The sequence below is a fragment of the Komagataeibacter europaeus genome, assembly GCF_002173515.1.
Taxonomy (GTDB): Bacteria; Pseudomonadota; Alphaproteobacteria; order Acetobacterales; family Acetobacteraceae; genus Komagataeibacter; species Komagataeibacter europaeus.
Genome location: NZ_CP021467.1, coordinates 397,395 through 419,157, shown reverse-complemented (window position 1 = coordinate 419,157; position 21,763 = coordinate 397,395). Strand labels below are relative to the sequence as shown.

Genomic DNA, 21,763 nt, shown 5'->3' with positions numbered 1-21,763 from the left:
CCCCAACGCCATACGCCCAAGGTTCCGCCATGCTGCTGCACATTCCCGCCCTGCTTACGGCCGATGAGCTGGCCCATTGCCGCAAGACACTGAAAAACGCGCAGTGGACCGATGGCCGCGAGACGGCAGGCGCGCAGTCGGCCATGGCCAAGAACAACCTGCAGCTGCCCCGGGATTCGGAAGCCTGTCTTGAACTGGGGCAGCTTGTGCTGCGTGCGCTGGGCCGCAATGTCCTGTTCAACAGCGCGGTGCTGCCCTACCGGGTCAGTCCGCCGCTGTTCAACCGCTATGAAAACGGCATGCGCTTTGGCGCGCATGTGGACAACGCCATACGGGGCATCCTGTCGGGGGGCATCCATACGCGTATCCGCACCGATGTCTCCTCCACGCTGTTTTTTTCCGATCCGGATGAATATGACGGCGGTGAACTGACCATCCACGCCAATGGCAATGAACAGGCCATAAAGCTGCCGGCAGGCGACATCATCCTGTATCCCACCACCGTGCTGCACAGCGTCACCCCGGTAACGGGGGGCAGCAGGCTGGCAGCCTTTTTCTGGTCCCAGTCCATGATTGCGGAGGAAAGCCGGCGGCAGATCATGTTTGACCTGGACATGCAGGTGACATCGCTGCGCGAACGGCTGGGGGATACCGATCCCGCGGTGCTGTCACTGACCAATATCTACCACAACATGATGCGCCAGTGGTGCATGCTTTAGCCCGTCATCCGGTGCCCGGCAGGAAATATTTCCGCTTTTTTGAATATTTTCCGTGCTATTTGTGTGCAACCTCTATACAAGATGTCTCACGGCTGGACTTTTCAGCTACGGACAAGATTTCAATTGCAGCCTCGCTACGCGGCCTTCTGGCATCCCCGATATAACGAAAAGTCTCGATTCCGCGCATGTTCGCGCGGAGGTGCCGGTTACGCAAGGAGGCCAAGACATGGCCGCAGGAACAGTTAAATGGTTCAACGCCCAGAAGGGCTTTGGATTTATCCAGCCTGATGACGGAAGCGCCGACGCTTTCGTTCACATCTCCGCAGTGGAGCAGGCGGGCCAGCAGACCCTGAACGAAGGACAGGCTGTGACCTACGACCTCGAACGGGGCCGTAATGGCAAGTCTTCCGCAGTCAATCTGAAGATTGGCTGATAATTTCGGCAGGAACCCAGGTTCCTGCCGTTTTTATTTCTACCCCTTTTTACAGCCAGACAGCATGTTCCGGTTCCTGATACTGGTGCTGGCCTGCCTGCCCCTGCATCATGCCATGGCACAGATGCCCGGCGCGGTCCCCGGCGGCTGGAATGGCAGCGTGGCATTGCCCCACGCGCCGATGGCCCCATCGGGCCTGTCCATGCCCTCCACGCCTCCACTGGCGCATTTCGCCCCACTGCCCGGCTCCAGCCAGTCCAGCGGCCTGTCATCCCCGGCGGGACATGAACGTGGGCGCACCGGCAGCCGTGACGTGCCCACCCCCACGGACGATAATGACGCGCGGCAGGACTGGAATGCCTTCCAGCAGGCCGAACGGCAGGTATGGCGAAACATGCGCCGCACGCCCCGACCGGGCGCCACATTCAGCCCACCGCAAAAATGTCGCGCATGTCCATATTGCCGGCAATTTCCCATACCCGCACCGTCAACGCGGTTGGCAGGGACTGGGTCAGGCGCACCAGCCCGACCTCCGGCACGCTACAGGGTCCCAGCGGGCGAACCTGCAGGCGGCAATGCCCGGTATGGGTTGGCAGGGCCATGACGGGCAATATGCTGGCCAGTCGCCCGGCCAGCAGTTCGGCATACAGCACTTCCAGCGAATTTGTTTCCAGCACCACGGTGGGCGTTACCCCCGCCCCCCTGAACGCGGCATCCACGATCTGGCGCGTACGCATTTCGGGACTGAGCAGGCACAGGGGCAGATCGGCCAGTGTACTCCACTCACGTCGCCCCGCGGGCAGGACAATCGGTTCGGCCGCCACCAGCACGTGCTGTTCGGTAAAAAGCGGCAGGACGTCAAAGGGTGCGTCGGACGCGATCTGGTCCAGATAGACCAGCCCGAGGTCAAGCTGCTGCTGCCGCAGGCGATGGATGGTATCCGCGCATGAACCGATACGGACCTGCAGGTGCAGGCCGGGAATGGCGCTACGGAAACTTTCCAGCAGCAGGGGAATGGCCTGCATCCCCGGCGGCATGGCCCCGATGGACAGCGTGCCCCCCGCCACTTCCTGCGCGAAAGCCGCTTCCTGCCGCAACCCGTCCAGCGCCGCCAGCGTCTGGCGCGCCCATGCCAGCACGCGCCGCCCCTCATCCGTCAGGCCGTTGAAACGCCGGGTGCGGCGGATGATGGTAATACCCAGCTCGGCTTCAAGCTGGCGTATCGCCGCAGACAGCGCGGGCTGCGAGACACCGCAGCTTTCCGCCGCACGGGAAAAATGCTGATAGCGATCAAGGGCTATCAGGTAGGTCAACTGCCGCAGAAACACACTAAATCCGTCCTGACAAGAAACATCATGGTCTTATCGGACAACCGCGCCATTCACCAGTGAATGTCCAGATATCCCTGCCGTGGGAAGGGAAAACGGGCCACCATGCAACGAGCACCGCGCCACTTGCATGATCCCGGTCCGGCATTCATCAGATTTAAAAATAACTTCTTGATAGAAAATAACAAAAGTTTCTGGATGCCGCCTTTTTCCGAACAGACGGCGTTTGACGGTTTTAAAAAAAAGCATCACCAAAAACTTTCCGTGGCCTGCGTAATCTCCCGACGGCGGGCTTTCGCGCCCGCGCTGTTTTTGATCCGGCCCGTTCATGCTAGCATCCGCGCCTCATGGAATGGCGCTACCACATCCCGCCGCTCGCGGCCCTCAACGCCTTCGTGGCCTATGCGCGCACCGGCGGCATCCGTCGTGCCGCGGCCGCACTGGGGGTGGATCATGCCGTGGTCAGCCGCCATCTGCGTGACCTTGAAAACACCCTTGGCGTCGCCCTGCGCAACCGTAGCGAGGGCGGCCTGACCCCCGAAGGGCATGACTACCACGCCCGCATTACCCCTCTGCTGGACGGGCTTGCCCGCGCCACGGCGGACATACGCGGGCAGATGCCACAGGTAACCCTGACGTGCTCGCATGGCATCGCCTATCACTGGCTGCTGCCACGGCTGGCCAGTTTCCGGCAGACCTATCCCGGCGTGGATCTGATGCTGCGCCCGGTTGATTCCGACTGCCGGTTTGATCCCGACCGGATCGACACCGTGCTGCATGCCGATATCCGCTACATCAACGACCATAACACCGCCCCCATCGCGCCGCGCGTACGTGCCCTGCCCGTGGCGCGACCGCCGGTTTTTCCTGTCGCCAGTCCTGCCTGCCTGCACCGCCTTGCCCATCCGCTGCGCCGTGCCGCCGACCTGCTGCACGCCCCGCTGCTGATTGAAGACAATGACACGGAATGGCGGCTATGGTTTGCGGGACAGTCGCTCGAGGTCACGCATGTGACCGGCTGCAGCCGGTTGTGGCAGGCGCATCTGGCACTGGCGGCGGCGCGCGCGGGCGAAGGGATCGCGCTGGCCAATGCCTACCTGCTGGAAGATGACCTGCAGACCGGCCGCCTGGTACGGGTCACCACCACGGACATCCCGCTGCGTGATGTATCGCTGGGGGCCTATGTCCTGCGCGCGACGGAACAGGCGTGGCAGGCCCGGTCAATGGGGATGCTGCGCACATGGCTGGAAGCGCAGTTGCACGCGGATACCACGGGCATGGTGACATCCGGTCACCACTGATCGCCAAAAAAGCGCCTCCCCACCCTGTTGCGGACCCGTTACGTGGGACATGACCGAAATGGCTGTATCCACAGCCCCCATGCACCCCACAGGGATGAAAACAGGCCATGACACTGACCAACAAGGATCTTCTTGCCCGCCGCAACCACGCCGTGCCACGCGGGGTGGCGACATCCACCCCCGTTTTCGCCAACCGGGCGGAAAATGCCGAACTGTGGGATGTGGAAGGCCGCCGCTACGTTGATTTCGCCGGTGGCATTGCCGTGCTGAACGTGGGGCACCGTCACCCGAAGGTGCTGGAAGCCGTGCGCGCGCAGCTTGACCGCTTCACGCATACCGCGTTCCAGGTCTCGGCGTATGAGCCGTATATCGCGCTGGCGGAAAAGCTGAACGCACTGGCCCCGTTTGAAGGCCCGGCCAAGACCATTTTCTTCTCCACCGGGGGGGAGGCGACGGAAAACGCGGTGAAGATCGCGCGCGCGGCAACGGGGCGCAACGGCATCATCGCCTTTACCGGCGGGTTCCATGGCCGCACGCTGCTGGCATCGGCCATGACGGGCAAGGTCAAGCCCTACAAGGCCCCGTTCGGCACCCTGCCGGGTGAAGTCTATCACCTGCCCTTCCCTGACGGGGAAGAGGTGAAGGTGGCGGACACGCTGCGCATGCTGGACTTCCTGTTCGCCGCCGACCTGCCCGCTTCCAGCGTCGCCGCCATCATCATCGAACCCGTACAGGGCGAAGGCGGCTTCCGCGTGGCGCCCACGGAACTGCTGGTCGCCCTGCGCCGCATCTGTGACGAACACGGCATCAAGCTGGTGGCCGATGAGGTGCAGAGCGGCTTCGCCCGCACGGGCCGTCTGTTCGGCATCGAACATTCCGGCGTGCAGCCCGACCTGGTTTCAGTTGCGAAGTCCATGGGTGGTGGCCTGCCGCTTTCGGGCGTGATCGGGCGCGCGGACCTTATGGATGCGGTTGGCCCCGGCGGCCTGGGCGGCACCTATGGCGGCGCGCCGCTGGCCTGTGCCGCGGGTCTGGCCGTGCTGGACATCATCCGTGATGAAAAGCTGGTGGAACGCGCCAACACGATTGGCGAAAACCTGCGTCGCCACATCGACCGCCTGCACGCCAACACAAAACTGCTGCCTGTCAGTCGCGCGCGTGGCCTGGGGGCGATGATCGCCTTCGACATTCTGGAAGAACATGGCAAGCCGGGGGTGCGTGCGGGCGCTGCGGCGGCCATCTGCGCGCGGGCATGTGAAAAAGGGCTGATCCTGCTGTCATGTGGCACGCAGGGCGCAACCATCCGGATCCTCGTACCATTGACGGCATCGGATGCGATCATTGATGAAGGGATGAAAATCATCGAGCAGGTTCTGGCAGAATCCGCAGCCTGAACCCATCCCGACCGACCGCCCGCCCGTACCGGAGACCGAAATGACCGTACATCTTTCCAATACATCCCTGTTCCACAAGGATGCGTTCATTAACGGCACATGGTGCCCCGCGGCGGGCGGCGCGCGCCGTCCCGTGCACAACCCTGCCACCGGCGCCGTCGTGGCGGAAGTGGCCGAATGCGGCGCGCCGGACGTGGACCACGCCATTGCCGCCGCCGTCACCGCGCAGGCGGAATGGCGCAACCGCACCGGGGCGCAGCGACAGGTAATCCTGACGCGCTGGCATGACCTGGTGATGGACAATGTCGATGACCTCGCCACCCTGATCGTGACCGAACAGGGCAAGCCCCGCGCGGAAGCCGCGGGCGAGATCCGTTACGCCGCAAGTTTCCTGCTGTGGTTCGCGGCCGAGGCCATGCGCGCCTACGGCGATGTCATTCCGCCGACCAACCCCGCCACCCGGCTGAGCGTCATCCGCCAGCCCGTGGGCGTATGCGCCGCGATTACGCCGTGGAACTTCCCCGCCGCCATGATCACCCGCAAGGCCGGACCCGCGCTGGCGGCAGGCTGCGCCATGATCGTCAAGCCGTCGGAAGACACGCCGCTGACGGCGCTCGCGCTGGCGGAACTGGCGCGGCAGGCAGGCGTGCCAGCCGGCCTGCTGCAGGTGCTGCCCGGTGACGGAGTGACACTGGGCAAGGCGCTGTGCGCCAGCCCCGATATCCGCAAGCTGTCGTTTACGGGTTCAACGCAGGTCGGGCGGATCCTGATGGCGCAATCGGCGGCGACACTCAAGCGCCTGTCGCTGGAACTGGGCGGCAACGCACCCTTCATCGTATTTGACGACGCACATATCGAACAGGCGATCAAAAGCGCCATCGCCGCCAAATACCGCAATGCCGGGCAGACCTGCGTCTGCGCCAACCGCATTCTGGTGCAGGACGGCATTTATGACGAATTCGCCACCCGCTTCGCCCGCGTGGTGGAAAAGCTGCAGGTGGGACCGGGCAGCGATCCTGATTCCGTCATCGGGCCGCTGATCAGCACGAAGGCGCGCGACAAGGTGGAAGAACATGTTAATGACGCGGTATCGCATGGCGCGACCATCATGTGCGGCGGTGCGCGCGACAATGCGGGCGAACTGTTCTATCGCCCCACCGTGCTGCGTGACGCGACCCCCGCCATGCGCATCGCGCATGAGGAAACCTTCGGCCCCGTGGCCCCGCTGTTCCGCTTCCACACGGAAGCGGAGGCCATCGCCATGGCCAATGACACGGAATATGGTCTGGCCGCCTATTTCTTCACCCGCGACCATGCCCGTGCCCATCGCGTGGCCGAAGCGCTGGAATACGGCATGGTGGGTCACAACACCGGCCTGATTTCCAACGAAGTCGCCCCCTTTGGCGGCATCAAGCAGTCCGGCATGGGACGCGAGGGATCGCGCTACGGCATGGATGAATACATGGAAATGAAGTATATCTGCACCGATATCACCGACCATACGGCCTGACCGGCGCCAGGCGCGCCCGTCCTCTTTCAGACACGAAGGGGAAGGCGCGCATTTACTTCCGCTTTCAATGGATTACGATGGCGGCATGGACGAATTCCGCTTTCTTCATGCCGCCGACCTGCATCTGGACAGCCCGCTGCTGGGGCTGACGGAAAAATCGGGCGAATATGCCCGCCTGATCGCCGATGCCTCGCGTCGCGCCTTCAATGACATGATCAACCTGGCCATCCAGACCGAATGCCGCTTTGTCGTGCTGGCGGGCGACGTGTTTGATGGTGACCTGCGCGATACGCAGTGCGGCCTGTTCTTCATCAACGGCATGGCGCGACTGCAGCAGGCGGGCATTCGCGTTTTCATGATACTTGGCAATCACGATGCGGAAAACCGTTTTGCCAGGCACCTGCATGTAACGGACAACGTCCACCTGTTCGCCACCAGCAGGGCTGAAACCCGCGTCATGGAGGATCTGGGCGTTGCCGTGCATGGCCGCAGCTTTGGCCGCCGCGACGTAACCGACAATATTGCCCGCAAATACCCGCCCCCCGTGCCCGACCTGTTCAACATCGGCATCCTGCATACTGCCTGCCAGGGACGGGAGGGACATGAAACCTACGCCCCCTGCACGGTGGAACAACTGGTCAACCACGGCTACCAGTACTGGGCGCTGGGCCATGTACACACCCACGAAATCCTGAATGAAAACCCGTACGTGGTGTACGCGGGCAACCTGCAGGGACGCCACGCGCGTGAAGCCGGGCCGAAAGGCGCGTCGCTGGTCACGGTGCGCGGCGGGGATGTGGCGTCCGTCGAACATCAGGTGCTTGACGCCGTGCGCTGGGCCAGCGAGGTCGTGGACCTGACCCATGCCACAACGCCAGCCGACATGGCCGGATGCATCCGCCGCGTCGGGCAGGACCTGATCGAGCAGGCACGGGGCCGACCGATTGCCCTGAGGCTGGAACTGGTGGGGGCGAGCGCGCTGCATGCCCACCTGATCCGTGATACGCAGGATGTACACCTGGAAATTGAGGCGATCCTGGCCAGCCTGCCCGATGAGATATGGCTTGAACGCCTGAAAATCCATACCCGCCCGCCCAAGCGTCCCGCTGTTCTGGACCACACCACTGGCGGCCGGATCGCGGCCGACATACGACAGGCGGCAACGCCGGAGGCATTGCAGGCAGAACTGTCCGATATCCTGAAGATCGTAATGGAGCGCGTGCCCGCCCAGGCACGGACGGATGAAATGCGGGAAAGCATTCTCAACGACGTGCCGGCACGCGCGGTCGACCTTGCCCTGTCGCTGGTGGAAAATCCGGAGGGCAGCGACAATGCGCATCAGTAACTTCCGCATTGTCAAATATGGCGGGATTGCCGACCTTGACCTCGATTTCGGGGACGGTCGCGGCCTGCACGTCATTCATGGTCCCAATGAGGCGGGCAAGAGCACCTGCCTGTCCGCCCTGGCGGATTTCCTGTTCGGCATTCCCAACCTGTCGACTGCCGGGGCCATGTTTGGCAATGCGCAGATCCGGCTGGATGCGCGGGTACGGCTTGATGACGGGCAGTTACTGGAACTAAGTCGCCACAAGGGCCGCAAGAACACCTTGCAGGACCCTGATCGCAACGCAGTGCCCGACAGCGTGCTGGCGCAGCCGCTGGGGGCGATGACGCGGGAGCGCTTTGCCGCGCTGTTCGGGCTGAATGATGAAACCCTGCGTTCCGGTGGTGCGGAACTGCTGCGGGCGAACGGGGATATCGGCCGCCTGATCGTGGAAGCAGGCGGCGGCCTGCGCGCCCTTGTGGAACGGCTGGAGGCAATCGACGCACGCCGCAATGCCCTGTTCACCCCGCGGCGCGGGGGAGATCGTGCGTTCAACAAGGCTCTGAAAGCCTTCAACGATGCAAGAGACAGCTTGAGGCAGGCCTCGCTCACCCATGACGCCTATACCGAACACTGTCGCCTGCGTGACGAAGCCCGCCAGCAGAAAACTGACATAAGCCATGAACAGGACGAACTGCGCCGCCTGCATGCCCGCTACGAACGGCTGGAAAAAGCCGTGCCTGTGCTGCGCGACATCGGTCGGCTGCACGATGAACTGACTGCACAGGCCGATCTTGCCGCCCTGCCCGCAGGCATGGCCGCCACCATCACCACTGCGCTGGATACATGCGACACTGCGACCAGACGCCATGACGCCGCCGTGGCGCAGGCCACGCAATTGCGACAGCAGACGGCCATATCCCTGGCGCAGGCTGCCCTTGCTGCCCTGCGCGATCCCGTCATGCAGGCCATCCGCCTTGGCCAGAGTGTCCGCCAGCACCGTGCGCTGAAGGCCGCGCAGGACGAAAAATGGCGCAGCATAAATGAAAGTCTGGCCAGCCTGCGCCAGCGGCTGGGCAAGGGTGCGGATGCCGATTTACGCCAGTCCATGCCGGACCGTACGGTTCTGGACAGCATCCGCGTACTGGCCGACACACAGGCCCGGTGGCGCAACCAGCACGACAATCTGGAACAACAGGCCCGCCAGACGGACCTAGCCATTGCACAGAAACAGCGCCGCATGGACAGCCTGCAGGCAGATGGCCACGACCTGCCGCTGCATGAAGACACAGCCCCCTTTGCCGCCCTGCCCACGGAAATGAAGCGGCTGGCGCTGCGCGCGGCGACCCTGGACCAGCGTCAGGCCAGCCTTGCGGCGCAGGCGCGGGCACTGGGGGCGGATACGGTGGACCAGTTGCATCACCTGCACTGCCCTGCCGCCGATGGCGTGCATCATATCACGCAGGCCCAGCATAAACTGCGCATTGAGCACGACCGTCTGGCCAGCACGCTGGCGGCGGAACGCGAACGCCTGACCACGTTGCAGCCCCAGCTTACGCGACTGGAACAGGCAGGCAGTTCCATAACACCGGACATGCTGGCGGCCGCGCGCGACCAGCGCGACACGCTGTGGCAGGAAATCCGCGCTACCTACCTGCATCCCGACCACGACACGCCCGTATCCACGCGCCAGGTCCGTGCCGTGGCGCTGGACACCGCTCTGGAACGGGTGGACAGCCTGTCGGCACAACTGATGGCGCAGGCGGACCGTGTTGCCCGGATCGAGGGACTGCGCCACGACATCAGCCATTGCATGGAAAAAATCGCCTTCCATGACCATAACCGGGCGGAGATAGAAAAGCAGCTTACCCGCCAGTGGAAGGAATTCATCGCGCCCTTCCCCGCCCTGCAGTCCCGTGCGGCAACACCCGAATCTTTGCTGGCGTTCATTCAGCAACGCGCGCAGTTGCTGACTGACGCCGAACAGGTCGCAGCCGAACGGGCAGCACTGGCGGAAGAACGCATCCGCCCCGATGCAGTACATGACCGGCTGCGGCGGCTGGCGCAGCGGCTGGGGATTGATCCCGCACTGGACCTACCCGCCTGCGTTGAAGCCACCACCGCCGCCGTGCGCGCGCATGTCAGCGGGCATGAAGAATACGGCAGGCTACGGCGCGAACTGGATGAACTGCTTCCCCTGCAGGCACAGTTGCGCCAGCAGGGTACGGACCTGATCGCCGCACGGCAGGCATGGCAGCAGAAATGGGCCAGCGCCATGCAGGCCATCGGTCTTCCGGCGGACGCCCTGCCCGATGTCGCGCGTGACCTTGCGACCGAATGGGCGGCGGCCCCCGCGCATATCGAACGCCTGGCGGAACTGCACGAAGCCCGTACACAGGCCAGCACCACCGGGCAGGCGCTGGCACAGGTTCTCGATACCATGCGGCAGGATCTGCCGCTGCCCCTGCCACATGACGGGGTGGCGGCGGCCGAGGAACTGGACCGTCAGTGGCAGGCGGCGGAAAAAGCCCGGCATCAGCGCGAAGCCCTGCAGCCGGCGCTGGCTGCGGCCAACCGGGATGTAATTGATAGCGAAGCCAGCCTGTCGCACGCCCGCACGGCCATTGATGCGCTGATGGTCCGTACGCATACCGACAGCATGGACGCCCTGCGTCAGCTTGCTGCCCGGCTGGATCACCGCGACCGGCTGGAGCACGACCAGGCGCAGGCGCGCGATACCCTGTCGCGCATGACGGACGGGCAGTCCCCTGCCGAACTGGAACGTGCCCTGGATGGGCGCGACCTGCCGGAACTGAAGGCGGAAATAGCAGGGATCCATGACCGCCTGGCCGACCTGCAGCGCCTGCGTGACAACGCCGTGCGTGCCGAACAGGAACAGGACATGGCGCTGCGTGCATTCGAACACAACACGGATGCCCAACAGGCCGCCGCACGACGCGAGGCCGCCATTGCCAGCCTGCACCAGATTGTGGAGGAATATACCCGGCTGACCCTGACCCGCAAACTGATCGCCGATGCGATTGACCGCGTGCGGGCAGCGCAACAGGATCCGCTGGTTACACGTGCGGGGCAGTTTCTATCCCTTGCCACGCTGGGGGCTTTTGCCGGCATCAGGACGGAACTTGATGCGCATGATGAACCAGTCGTGCATGGCGTGCGCCACGATGGCAGCACCGTGCCGGTCATGATGATGAGTGCCGGCACCCGCGACCAGCTTTTTCTGGCCTTTCGGCTGGCCAGCGTGGAAACCTACTGCAAATCAGCCGAATCCCTGCCCTTCATCGCCGATGACCTGCTGGTGCAGTTCGATGATGCGCGCAGCCTGGGCACCCTGCGGGTGCTGGCTGATTTTGCCCGTACCACACAGGTGCTGCTGTTTACCCACCATGACAGCATACGCGACATGACCCGCGCCCTGCGCGATGAAATGCGCGCTGGGGATGTCCGCATCAACCTGCTGGAACTACCCCGCGCGCCCATTGCCGAACCTGTTGCAATGACGGGAAAATAATAAAAGTTTCGGGGTGCCGCCTTTTTTAAAAGACGATGTCTTCTGAGGTTTTTTGTAAAAAATTCACCAGAAAACTTCTTTATGCCTTACTGGCTTTTTACCAGTTCTGCGGCCCCGACATCATCTGCCTGCGCTGCTGGTCCTGCTGCTGTTGCATCTGGAAACGCTGCTGGCGTAGCTGTTCGTCCTGCTGCCGGAACTGCTGGCGCATCTGCTGTTCCTGCTGCTGCTGCTGCATGCGGAACTGTTCACGCTGGCGGGCAATCTGTTCACGGCCACCGGGCTGGTTGCCCATCTGGCGTTCCTGCTGGTCCAGCTGCATCTGCTGCTGGCGGAACTGCTGCTGCATCTGTTGCCTCTGCTGGTCACGCTGCATGTTCATCTGCTGTTCCTGCTGGCGCATCTGCATCTGCTGCTGCTGGAACTGCTGCTGCATCTGCTGCATCTGCTGGTCATGCTGCATACGCATCTGCTCCATCTGCTGGGCGCGCTGCTGCGCCTGCTGCATGTCGGGCTGGGCCTGCGCGCCCGCCGCCATGATGGTGGTTCCCAGCAGCAGCGCGCACAGATAACCCGCGCGGGTGGTGATGGCGGATGTCATTGTGGTTCTCCCCTGTATGGATGGCTTCCTTCCTACAGGATCACGGCTGGTAATCCAGCCCGATATCCATGACACGCACGGTGTGCGTCAGCCAGCCAAGGGAGATCAGGTCCACCCCCGCCTGCGCCACGGCGGTGACGGTCTGGGGCGTTATCCCGCCCGATGCCTCGGTCACGGCGCGGCCGTCGACAATGCGCACGGCCTCACGCAGCACGTCGGGCGGCATGTTATCAAGCAGGAAGACATCAACGTCGCCGGTTTCCAGCCCCTCGCGCAGCTGGGCCAGCGTATCGACCTCCAGCTCTATCCGCACCAGATGTCCCGCAGCTTGACGTGCGCGTTGCACCGCGGGCGTGATCCCGCCAGCAAAGGCGATATGATTGTCCTTGATCAGGATGGCGTCATCAAGACCGAAGCGGTGGTTGCTGCCGCCCCCGGCCCGGACCGCATATTTCTGGATCGCCCGCAGGCCGGGCATGGTCTTGCGCGTGCAGGTAATACTGGCGCGATAGGGCCGGACCAGTTCCACCAGCCGCGCCGTGGCGGTCGCGATACCGCTAAGATGCGACAGGAAATTCAGCCCCACCCGTTCCCCCGACAGGATGCCACGCGCTGGGCCCCGCACCGTGGCAAGGCGCGCACCACGTGTCACGGCCTGGCCATCACGCACATGCGGCGCGAACACGATGCGCGGATCCATCAGCGCAAAGGACAGGCGCGCCATGTCCAGCCCGGCGATCACCCCGTCCTGCCGTGCGGCCAGCACGGCGGAAACGGGGGCATCCCCGTCCACGATCACCGCATCGGTCGTAAGGTCGCCCGCGCGCCCCAGATCCTCCAGCAGGCCCGCACGCACCAGCGGTTCCAGCATGATGTCTGGCAGGGGATGGATCATGAGGGCATTCCTTCATTCAGGGCTGCGGGGGAAAACGTATCACGCATTTCCGCCAGCCGGGCATGGAGATCCGTCAGGCTGAAACGCGACGGCGTGGCCACGGCCCCGGCATGGGGATAGTCACTGCGGAAATGGCCACCCCGACTTTCATGCCGCGACAGGGCGGCAAGCAGGATCGCGGCACAGACCAGCCCGGCATCGGTACTCGCGATGGGCATGACCTGTTTCAGGCCGTTGCGCAGGTCATCACCCGTACGGATCACCCCGGCATGGCGGCTCATGATCCGCCGCAGGCGCAACGATACGGGAGACGGCGCCGGATCAGATGGAAAAAGCGAAACATCGGGCAACGTGGCGGCCTGCGGCAGGCCATCATCCATCTGCTGGCCGATCCATGTGCCAAACACCACGGCTTCCAGCAGGGAATTGCTGGCCAGCCGGTTGGCGCCATGCAGGCCGGTACACGCGACCTCACCCGCCGCCCACAGGCCGGTGACCCCGGTGCGGCCCGCAGGGTCCACCATGATGCCGCCCATATGGTAGTGGGCTGCGGGGCGCACGGGGATCGGCTGCGTTGCGGGATCAATGCCACGGGCCGCGCACAGCGCGGATATGGCGGGAAAATGTCGTGGAAAGGCCGCGCCCAGCGCCGTACGGGCATCCAGATACACGCTGTGGCCGTCCATCATATGACGCCAGACCGCGCGGGACACGCTGTCACGGGTGGCGAGTTCATCGGTAAAGCGTTCGCCGGTCTCATCAATCAGGGTTGCACCTTCCCCCCGCACCGCCTCACTGATCAGGGACAGGCGCTGCCCTTCGGGTCCGGCGGAAAGCGCGGTGGGATGGAACTGCACGAATTCCATGTTGCCCAGCACCGCGCCCGCGCGCGCGGCCATGGCAAGGCCACTCCCCGTGGCGCCGGCGGGATTGGTGGTATCGGCAAACAGGCCGCCCACCCCACCCGTGGCCAGCACGACGGCCGGGGTGGACAGCGTGACGGTCTGCCCGCCGACAACAAGCACGCACCCCACGATCCCGCCATCCCGTACCAGCAGGTCATGCGCGTGGGCATGTTCCAGTACCGTTATGCGTGGGGTCCGCCGCACACGGGCAACCAGCGCGCGCATGATGGTGGCCCCGGTGGCGTCTTCCCCCGCATGCACGATGCGCCGCCGCCCGTGGGCTGCTTCCAGTCCCAGTTGCAGGCTGCCATCGGCCTGCCTGTCCCACTGCACGCCCAGGGCGGTCAGGCGTTCAACCGCCGCGGGCCCCGCCGCCGTTACGCGATCGACCACCGTGGCGTCACATAGCCCCGCCCCGGCCGCCAGCGTATCCGCCGCATGCAGCGCGGGCGTATCATCCGCGCCCATGGCCGCCGCCATGCCGCCCTGCGCCAGCATGCTGGCGGCAAGGGGGGGCCGTATTTCATCCAGCCGCCCCGGACAGGCCAGCACGCAGGGACGCGCGGTGGACAGCGCGGTCATGACGCCCGCCAGCCCGCCACCGATAATCAGCGGTTGCCCGGCAAGCTGGCCCAGCGGCGGAAGGGATGTCATATCGCCAGCATGCGTTCGACGGCACGGCGGCCACGGCTGGCCAGTTCCGGGTCCAGCGTAACCTCATGCGTCATGTTTTCCAGCGCGTGGCGGATATTGGACAGGGTGATACGCTTCATGTGCGGGCACATGTTGCATGGACGCACAAATTCGGTCTGGGGATACTGCACCGCGAGATTGTCGCTCATGGAACATTCGGTCACCAGCAGGATGCGGCTGCCGGTATGGTCGCGCACGAAATCGCCCATCATGGCGGTAGAGCCGCTGAAATCGGATACCGCCACCACTTCGGGCGGGCATTCAGGGTGGGCCAGCACCACAAGGCCGGGATGGTCGGCGCGCATGCGCTCGATTTCCTGCGGGGTGAAGCGTTCATGCACCTCGCAATGGCCGGCCCATGTGATCATCTTGATCCCGGTTTCGGCTTCGATGTTGCGGGCCAGGAATTCATCGGGGATCATGATGACGCGGTCGGTGCCAAGGCCTTCCACGACGCGCTTCGCATTGCCCGACGTGCAGCAGATGTCGCTTTCGGCCTTTACCTCGGCTGAAGTGTTGACGTAGGTCACGACCGGCACGCCGGGATAGCGTTCGCGCAGCAGGCGCACGTCGCGTCCGGTAATGGAATCCGCCAGGGAACAGCCGGCATGCAGGTCGGGGATCAGGACGGTGCTGTGCGGGTTCAGCATCTTGGCCGTTTCCGCCATGAAATGGACACCGGCCATGACGATCACATCCGCGTCCGTTTCCTGTGCCTCCCGCGCCAGGGCCAGGCTGTCACCGCGGATATCGGCTACGCAGTGGAAGATTTCGGGCGTCTGGTAGTTATGCGCGAGGATGACGGCGTTGCGTTCACGCTTGAGCGTTTCGATCGCGCGGATATCCTCGACAAAAGTTTCCCATTCAATTTCCGGGACCAGATGCCGCACCCGGTCATACAGCCCGTCTGTTCCGCCACGCGGCTTAATCTGGTTCATGCCTGTTCTCCCTTCGGCCATGCCTGCCACACTCTTTATGCTCATATTGAGTATAAGCCAAGCAGCAGAAGCCGGTGGGACAGTAGCAAAGGCAAACAGACCGCTTGTCAATCAGGTTTTTCGTGAGGTGCCCTTTTTTCCATCAGGGCTGGAACAGCGGAATCTTGGTGCCAACGAACTGCCGCGCCTGCCTGACCTCCCCACAGAAACGGTACAGCCGGGCGGGGCGACCGCCGGTATTTTCTTCAATTCCGCCTGTTTCCTCAACCAGTTGCTGCTGCATGATCAGGCGGCGGAAATTCTGTTTGTGGATCTGAATACCCGACAGGCTTTCCATCACGCGCTGCAATTGCAGCAGCGTGAATTCCTCCGGCATCAGCTCGAACACAACAGGGCGGTAACGTATCTTTGCACGCAACCGCGCCATGCCGGTGGCCAGTATGCGGCGGTGGTCATGATGCATTGCCTGCCCCGGCACGGCATCTTCCGGCGGGCAGCCTGCTTCGGCAACCAGCCCTGCTTCATACAGCAGTTCATAGCGTTGCAGCACCAGTTCATCATTCCAGGCCACCATGTCGCCAATGGCGAACAGGGTGACGCATCGCTGCCACTGCCGCACGCGCGCGGCAGCGTTGTCCATGTCCGCCACCCACCGGCACAGCAGGCGTTCGATAATGGCCAGGCAGTCCCGTCCCGCATCCGTCTTGGTGTTTTCCCATGGAAAATAGTCGTACCAGTCCCGCCAGCCCGTCTCCCCCGCGTGGCTGCGGGTCAGGGCGAGGTAGGAAATGGCGATCAGCCTGCCCTGCCCCGTAGCCAGCAGGCGGTCATGGTCGGCAAAGGTGTACAGCTGTTCCACATGCCCGATGGGATGGCCGGTCTGACGTTCCACCCATGCCCTGACCCCTGCCTGCAGGGAGCGGTGGGTACTTTCCAGCGGCCCGGACGGTAGCAGGCGACCATGGTCGATCGTCATGACCTGCGGCACATCGTCACGCACGGCTGTCAGGACGGCAATCAGTTCGATCATCATCTGGGTTGTCATGTCGGGGAAAGATGTATCACGCAACCCACTGGGTTGGGGAGTGAATTTCCCAATGCCCGGCGATACGGGCCGCACGGCGCCCATGGCCCGTACACCACATCATGTCATATACCGTAAATATCCACGATATCTGCCGCCGCGCCGGGCGGGGGTCAGGCCCGTGACACTTCATGCACGCGTTCCAGCGCGCCGGCCGCGAAACCGATGCGCATCTGTTGCGCCAGCGCGTCAAACAGCGCCTGGCAGGCAAAGGACTTGCGCCGCTGGGGCAGGCTGCACAGGTCCAGCCGCGCACTGATGGCGTTGGCGGGCTGGATGGGAATGGCGCATAGCAGCCCGTCCTGTATTTCCCGCCGGCAGCATTCCGGGGGCAGGACAAGGGCCGCCATGCCGCGCATCGCCACTTCCTTCTGCATGACCAGCGAACCCGTCACGAAGGCAGGGTCAAGGGTAACGCCGCGGGCCCGTGCCGCGCGGTTGAGTTCGCGGCGCACGCCAAAGGATTCATCGGGAATGGCCAGCGCATGGCACGCAAGTTCATTGATGGTCACGTGCGGCCTGCAGGCCAGCGGGTGATCCGTGCTGACGATCACGCTATGCCTGAGCTGTATGCTGTGGCTGACAAAGGACTGGGCCGTTTCGGGGGTAAACAGGCTGACCACCAGGTCGATCCCGCCATCGGTCAGGGCCTCAACCAGACCCGACGCCCTGCTTTCGAACACATGAAAGCGCAGGTTGGGATACTGTTCATGGACCGTGCAGATGGTGGGCACCAGCAGTTCGGCCACGATCGCGCCACCTGCCTGTATCCTGACCGTGCCGCGTTTCAGCTGCTTCAGGTCGTCGATCTGTGTACGGGTCACCGCGATATCATTCAGGATGCGCGCCGCCTGCCCCAGCAGCAGCTGGCCTGCCTCGGTCAGGCTGATGCCGCCTGCATTGCGGTCAATCAGTTCCGATCCGAAATAATATTCAAGGCTGTCAATCTGGCGGCGCAGGGCGGTGGGGGTCATGTTCAGTCGCTGGGCAGCCTGCCGCAGGGATGCCGCCTGCGCCACGATCAGGAACAGTTGCAGGGCTTTAAGTGACATACATATTCCCCATTGAGACGCACCGGACCAATAGCATCGAACATATACGTCAGGCGGTAATATTTTAAGAAAAAAGTAGGAAACCAGAAAAATCACGCCCCGACTGGCCAAAAAGACATGACTTTACAATATCGTTTCGAATGAGGATCGTTTTGTATCCCACCCTGCGCACAAATTTGGGATATTCATGCGCGACGGGCGACCCATATCATTATGTTCTCGAAATAACATGCCCCTCCCCCAAATATTTATCCTGTCATTACAGGGTGAAAGGGGGAATAAAGGAACCTACGCCCATGATGGACCTGACGGCACGAGAAATCCTTTCTTCCTATCGGAAAAGAACCCTTTCCCCGGTTGAATACGCCAATGCGCTGATCGCGCATATCGCACGCTGGGAAAGCACGCTTGGGGCGCTGTACGCCTACGAACCCGACAGGCTTGTCAGTGAAGCGCGCCTGTCGGAACAGCGGTGGATGAACGGTCGCCCCTGCGGCATCCTGGATGGCGTGCCCGCAACGCTGAAGGAACTGATCGCAACCAGGGGCCTGCCCATCCCGCAGGGTAGCATCGCCACCAAGCTGGTACCCGCAACATACGACGCCCCGCCAGCCGCCCGGCTGAAGGAAGCGGGCGCGCTGATTTTCGCGAAAACCACGGTACCCGATTTCGCCATGCTGTCGTCGGGGCTTTCGACATTCCATCCGCTGGCGCGCAATCCATGGAATCTGGCCTGCAACCCCGGCGGCTCCAGCGCGGGTGCTGCCGCGGCGGCGGCGGCAGGTTACGGGCCACTGCATGTCGGCACGGATATTGGTGGGTCCGTCCGGCTGCCCGCGGCATGGTGCGGGCTGGTCGGGTTCAAGCCCTCCCTCGGGCGCATTCCCATCGATCCCTATTATATTGGTCGCTGCGCAGGCCCCATGACCCGCACGGTGGGCGATGCGGCGCTGATGATGAATGTGCTGTCCCAGCCCGACGCGCGTGACGCGACCAGCCTGCCTTATGCGGATATTGACTGGGACAGCTATTACAAGGGCGTGGATGTACGGGGCCTGAAGGTCGGGTTGATGCTGGATGCAGGCTGTGGGCTGGAACTGGATGATGAAATCCGTGTCGCAATTGAAAACATGGCCGGCGTACTGGCGGACATGGGGGCTAAAATCATCCCGGTGGATCCGGTCATGACACCCGCGATGCTGTCAGGGCTGGACCATTACTGGTCCGCACGCAGCTGGGCGGAACTGAGCCAGCTTCCCCCCGACAGGCTGGAAAAGGTGCTGCCCTTCATCCGCACATGGGCGCAACGCGGCGAGAAGGTCAGCGGCGTCGCCGCCGTGGATGGATTGGGACAGACATTTGCCATGCGGCGCAAATGTGCTCAACTGTTTGAACATGTTGACATTGTTCTATCGCCCACCACGCCTAATGTCAGTTTTCCCGCTGAATATCCAGGGCCGACCAACGACCCGGAACGCTCCTTCGACCACATTGCCTTTACCGTCCCATGGAACATGTCCGAACAGCCTGCCATATCCATTCACTGCGGTTTTTCACACGGCGGGATGCCAATCGGGGCGCAGATCATAACCCCGCGCTTTGCGGATCTGCAGGCCATCCGGCTGGCGGCCATGTATGAAACGGCGCGTGGCCCCATGCCACGCTGGCCGCTACCCCCATCATGACCAGAGGAAACAGCTTCGTATTGTCGGCAACCGACCTTCCCATAATTTCTGACCAGGCGTGTGTGTAATGAAAAAATATGGAAAGATATCGACGATAGGCCGTGTCGCGGTCCTGTTTACCTGCGCCCTGCCGACCTGTCCCGATGCCTTTGCGGCATCGGTGACGACGAACGAACACAAACCCAAGCCCGCACCGGGCAACCAGAAGGGCAGCGTCCAGGCGGCGATGCAGCCTGAAACCATCCATGTCAGCGGCGCCAACGCCCATGCCGAACACCTGCAGCATGTCGGCGGGTCCATCGCGCATCTCAGCCGCGAGGCGCTGATCCAGGCCCATGTCACCACGGTAAATGACCTGCAGCATGTCATACCCAACCTGCAGGTGGAAAACGCCTTCGGGGGTGGACAGCCACAGTTTCACCTGCGTGGCATCGGTTTTTTCGATTACGGATCCAACAATACGCCTGACGTCATGACCTATGTCGATGGGGTGGCCTATCCCATCGGGGTCATGACGCAGGGGGTCATGTTCGATCTTGCGGGCGTTGATGTCGAACGTGGCCCGACGGGCTACACGTCGGGGCGCAGCGTCACGGGTGGCAACATTGAAATGCAGACCGCCGAACCGACCAGGACGCTGAGTGCCGGCATATCCGAAGACATAGCGAACCGCGCACGCAGCAAGACGGACCTTTACGTATCCGGCCCGATTACCAAACGCCTGTCCTACCGCATTTCGGCAGAGACGATCCATGGCGGCGCGTACGAACACAATCGCACGACGGGCGAACATATCGGTGATGCCGACCTGGGCGCCGTGCGCGCCAGGCTGCGGTGGGAAGCAAATGACACGACCCGCATCAACCTGAGCGGTCACTGGGGCATCGACCGTTCGGAATCCACACCGGGTTACCTGATCAATTCGGTGTCAATGCCGAATGGCGGCATCATTCCCGCCGACAGCGACCATTACGCAACCGGGTGGGGCATGTCGCGGCAGTTCGCGAACAGCCTGCGCCTGAACCCCAATGCCAAACCATTCCGCAATAACCAGAGCTGGGGTATCGATATCAACATCCAGAAGGAATTTTCATGGGCGCGCCTGACATCCATCAGTGCATATGAAGTCATGTACCGCCGTGAACTGAACGACTGGGACGGCACGTCGGCAGCGGACGCCGATGAATATTTTGACAGCAACCTGTCGATCTTTTCACAGGAACTGCGTCTTGCCTCGCACGAACGGGGGCCACTGACATGGAATGCCGGCCTGTATTACTTCAAGGAAAACCTGCAGGACGCCATGTATTCCGATTTCAAGGATGCATTCGGCTTCAATACGGAAACACGATACAGCCAGCCGGATCAGGGGTTTTCCGAATTCGCATCCATCACCTACCGTCCCGTTTCCCACATGCGCATAGGCTTTGCCCTGCGGCATGAGAACGAATGGAAGGAACTGAACAACTTCTTTACCCAGACATCCATCGCGACAGGCCCCGCAACGCATTACGACCGTAAGACCGGGATGGATCAGGTTTCGGGCAAGGCGTTCATCGAATATGATATCCGGCCTGACGTCATGGCCTATTTCAATATTCGCCGTGGCGTGAAGGAAGGTGGTTTTTCCGCCTATAACGTCTCCGCACCATCGCAGCTGGCGCCCTTCAAGCCGGAATGGCTGATGGCCTATGAAGTCGGGTTCAAGAGCACGTTCTTCAACCATCGCCTGCGCATCAACGGTGCTGCGTTCAAATATGACTACCATGACCAGCAGGTGCAGAGCGCGATTGAAGATCCCACGATCGGCGCGATCGGCAAGATCATCAACGCACCGCGTTCCTCGCTGTGGGGGGTGGAACTTGAAGCACAGGCCGAACCGGTCCGTGGCCTGCACCTGACGCAGAATTTCGGCTATGAACAGGGCCAGTATGAACAGTTCCAGGCGCTGAACATCGCCGCATCACAGGCCACCGGCGCAAGCGGGAACGGATACCAGACCATAAACAAGAACATGCAGGGGAAAGACATGGGTTTTCCCAAACTGCAGCTGAGTGGATCGGCCAGTTATGACATCCGCCTGCCCGGTGCGCTGCGTGGCTATATACTGACGCCCGAGGCCGATTATTCCTACCGTAGTGAGGAATATGCCGTCATCCTTGGCCCGCTGTATAATATCAAGCCCTATTTCCTGCTTAACACCAGCTTGACGTTTCGGCCAAAAAACGGAAAATGGAGTGTAACGGGTTATGTACAGAATGCACTTAACCGCACCTATGACATGACGCGTAATTTCTTTACAACGTCCAATTTCGGCATTGTCGGGCCGCCGCGTTTCTACGGCGCCCGTATCAGCTATACATACTGAT

18 protein-coding genes are annotated in these 21,763 nt (G+C 62.6%); 9 read left to right on the top strand and 9 right to left on the bottom strand.

Translation table 11 applies throughout. The features are described from left to right. The first annotated feature begins 29 nt into the window (after positions 1-29). Both S101446_RS01820 and S101446_RS01815 read left to right on the top strand, forming a co-directional pair. On the top strand, positions 30-719 hold the full coding sequence (locus S101446_RS01820; protein ID WP_087607425.1) for a Fe2+-dependent dioxygenase: 690 nt from the start codon (positions 30-32) through the stop codon (positions 717-719). A gap of 226 nt (positions 720-945) precedes the next feature. Then, complete coding sequence (locus S101446_RS01815; RefSeq protein WP_007398099.1) at positions 946-1,152, top strand: cold-shock protein; 207 nt, start codon at positions 946-948, stop codon at positions 1,150-1,152. Between the two features lie 108 nt (positions 1,153-1,260). Here the strand turns inward: S101446_RS01815 and S101446_RS18160 are convergent, their stop codons facing one another. Genes S101446_RS18160 through S101446_RS17570 form a run of 3 tightly spaced genes read right to left on the bottom strand, consistent with a single transcriptional unit; the run spans position 1,261 to position 2,810 of the window. Continuing rightward, the gene (locus S101446_RS18160; protein WP_208620542.1) at positions 1,261-1,548 is read right to left on the bottom strand and encodes a hypothetical protein; all 288 of its coding nucleotides are present in this window, start codon (positions 1,546-1,548) and stop codon (positions 1,261-1,263) included. 29 nt (positions 1,549-1,577) lie between these two features. Then, positions 1,578-2,480 carry a LysR family transcriptional regulator gene (locus S101446_RS01805; RefSeq protein ID WP_010507452.1) on the bottom strand — a complete coding sequence of 301 codons (903 nt, stop codon included), beginning with the start codon at positions 2,478-2,480 and terminating at the stop codon, positions 1,578-1,580. A gap of 33 nt (positions 2,481-2,513) precedes the next feature. Then, on the bottom strand, positions 2,514-2,810 hold the full coding sequence (locus S101446_RS17570; RefSeq protein ID WP_157684794.1) for a hypothetical protein: 297 nt from the start codon (positions 2,808-2,810) through the stop codon (positions 2,514-2,516). A 17-nt stretch (positions 2,811-2,827) separates the two neighbouring features. On the opposite strand from S101446_RS17570, the gene S101446_RS01800 reads away from it, so the two are divergent. From S101446_RS01800 to S101446_RS01780, 5 genes are all read left to right on the top strand, one after another. Next, complete coding sequence (locus S101446_RS01800) at positions 2,828-3,781, top strand: LysR substrate-binding domain-containing protein (protein ID WP_087607424.1); 954 nt, start codon at positions 2,828-2,830, stop codon at positions 3,779-3,781. 107 nt (positions 3,782-3,888) lie between these two features. Beyond that, positions 3,889-5,175, top strand: a complete 1,287-nt coding sequence (gabT, locus tag S101446_RS01795; protein WP_087607423.1) for a 4-aminobutyrate--2-oxoglutarate transaminase — start codon at positions 3,889-3,891, stop codon at positions 5,173-5,175. A 40-nt stretch (positions 5,176-5,215) separates the two neighbouring features. Further along, positions 5,216-6,685, top strand: a complete 1,470-nt coding sequence (locus tag S101446_RS01790; RefSeq protein WP_087607422.1) for an NAD-dependent succinate-semialdehyde dehydrogenase — start codon at positions 5,216-5,218, stop codon at positions 6,683-6,685. Between the two features lie 85 nt (positions 6,686-6,770). After that, complete coding sequence (locus tag S101446_RS01785) at positions 6,771-8,030, top strand: metallophosphoesterase family protein (protein ID WP_244184379.1); 1,260 nt, start codon at positions 6,771-6,773, stop codon at positions 8,028-8,030. Next, entirely contained in the window at positions 8,017-11,541 is a 3,525-nt protein-coding gene (locus S101446_RS01780) for a YhaN family protein (RefSeq protein ID WP_087607420.1), read from the top strand. Before S101446_RS01785 ends, S101446_RS01780 begins: the two co-directional genes overlap by 14 nt. A 97-nt stretch (positions 11,542-11,638) precedes the next feature. Here the strand turns inward: S101446_RS01780 and S101446_RS01775 are convergent, their stop codons facing one another. The 6 genes from S101446_RS01775 to S101446_RS01750 form a co-directional block, all read right to left on the bottom strand. Further along, positions 11,639-12,142, bottom strand: coding sequence for a hypothetical protein (locus S101446_RS01775; RefSeq protein ID WP_087607419.1), 504 nt, complete (start codon positions 12,140-12,142; stop codon positions 11,639-11,641). Positions 12,143-12,182: 40 nt separating this feature from the next. Continuing rightward, entirely contained in the window at positions 12,183-13,037 is an 855-nt protein-coding gene (gene nadC / locus S101446_RS01770; RefSeq protein ID WP_087607418.1) for a carboxylating nicotinate-nucleotide diphosphorylase, read from the bottom strand. Further along, positions 13,034-14,596: an L-aspartate oxidase gene (locus S101446_RS01765; RefSeq protein ID WP_087607417.1), complete on the bottom strand. Its 1,563-nt coding sequence runs from the start codon at positions 14,594-14,596 to the stop codon at positions 13,034-13,036. Before S101446_RS01765 ends, nadC begins: the two co-directional genes overlap by 4 nt. Further along, a complete protein-coding gene (gene nadA / locus S101446_RS01760) occupies positions 14,593-15,573 on the bottom strand; it encodes a quinolinate synthase NadA (RefSeq protein ID WP_087607416.1) in 981 nt (326 codons plus the stop codon). Before nadA ends, S101446_RS01765 begins: the two co-directional genes overlap by 4 nt. 142 nt (positions 15,574-15,715) lie before the next feature. Continuing rightward, a complete protein-coding gene (locus S101446_RS01755; RefSeq protein WP_087607415.1) occupies positions 15,716-16,606 on the bottom strand; it encodes an NUDIX hydrolase in 891 nt (296 codons plus the stop codon). 164 nt (positions 16,607-16,770) lie between these two features. Then, complete coding sequence (locus tag S101446_RS01750; protein ID WP_087607414.1) at positions 16,771-17,709, bottom strand: LysR family transcriptional regulator; 939 nt, start codon at positions 17,707-17,709, stop codon at positions 16,771-16,773. Positions 17,710-18,005: 296 nt separating this feature from the next. Here S101446_RS01750 and S101446_RS01745 point away from each other — a divergent pair, with 296 nt between their 5' ends. Further along, positions 18,006-19,394: an amidase gene (locus S101446_RS01745; RefSeq protein WP_087607413.1), complete on the top strand. Its 1,389-nt coding sequence runs from the start codon at positions 18,006-18,008 to the stop codon at positions 19,392-19,394. 67 nt (positions 19,395-19,461) lie between these two features. Then, complete coding sequence (locus S101446_RS01740) at positions 19,462-21,762, top strand: TonB-dependent receptor (protein ID WP_010507436.1); 2,301 nt, start codon at positions 19,462-19,464, stop codon at positions 21,760-21,762. Position 21,763: the final 1 nt, after the last annotated feature.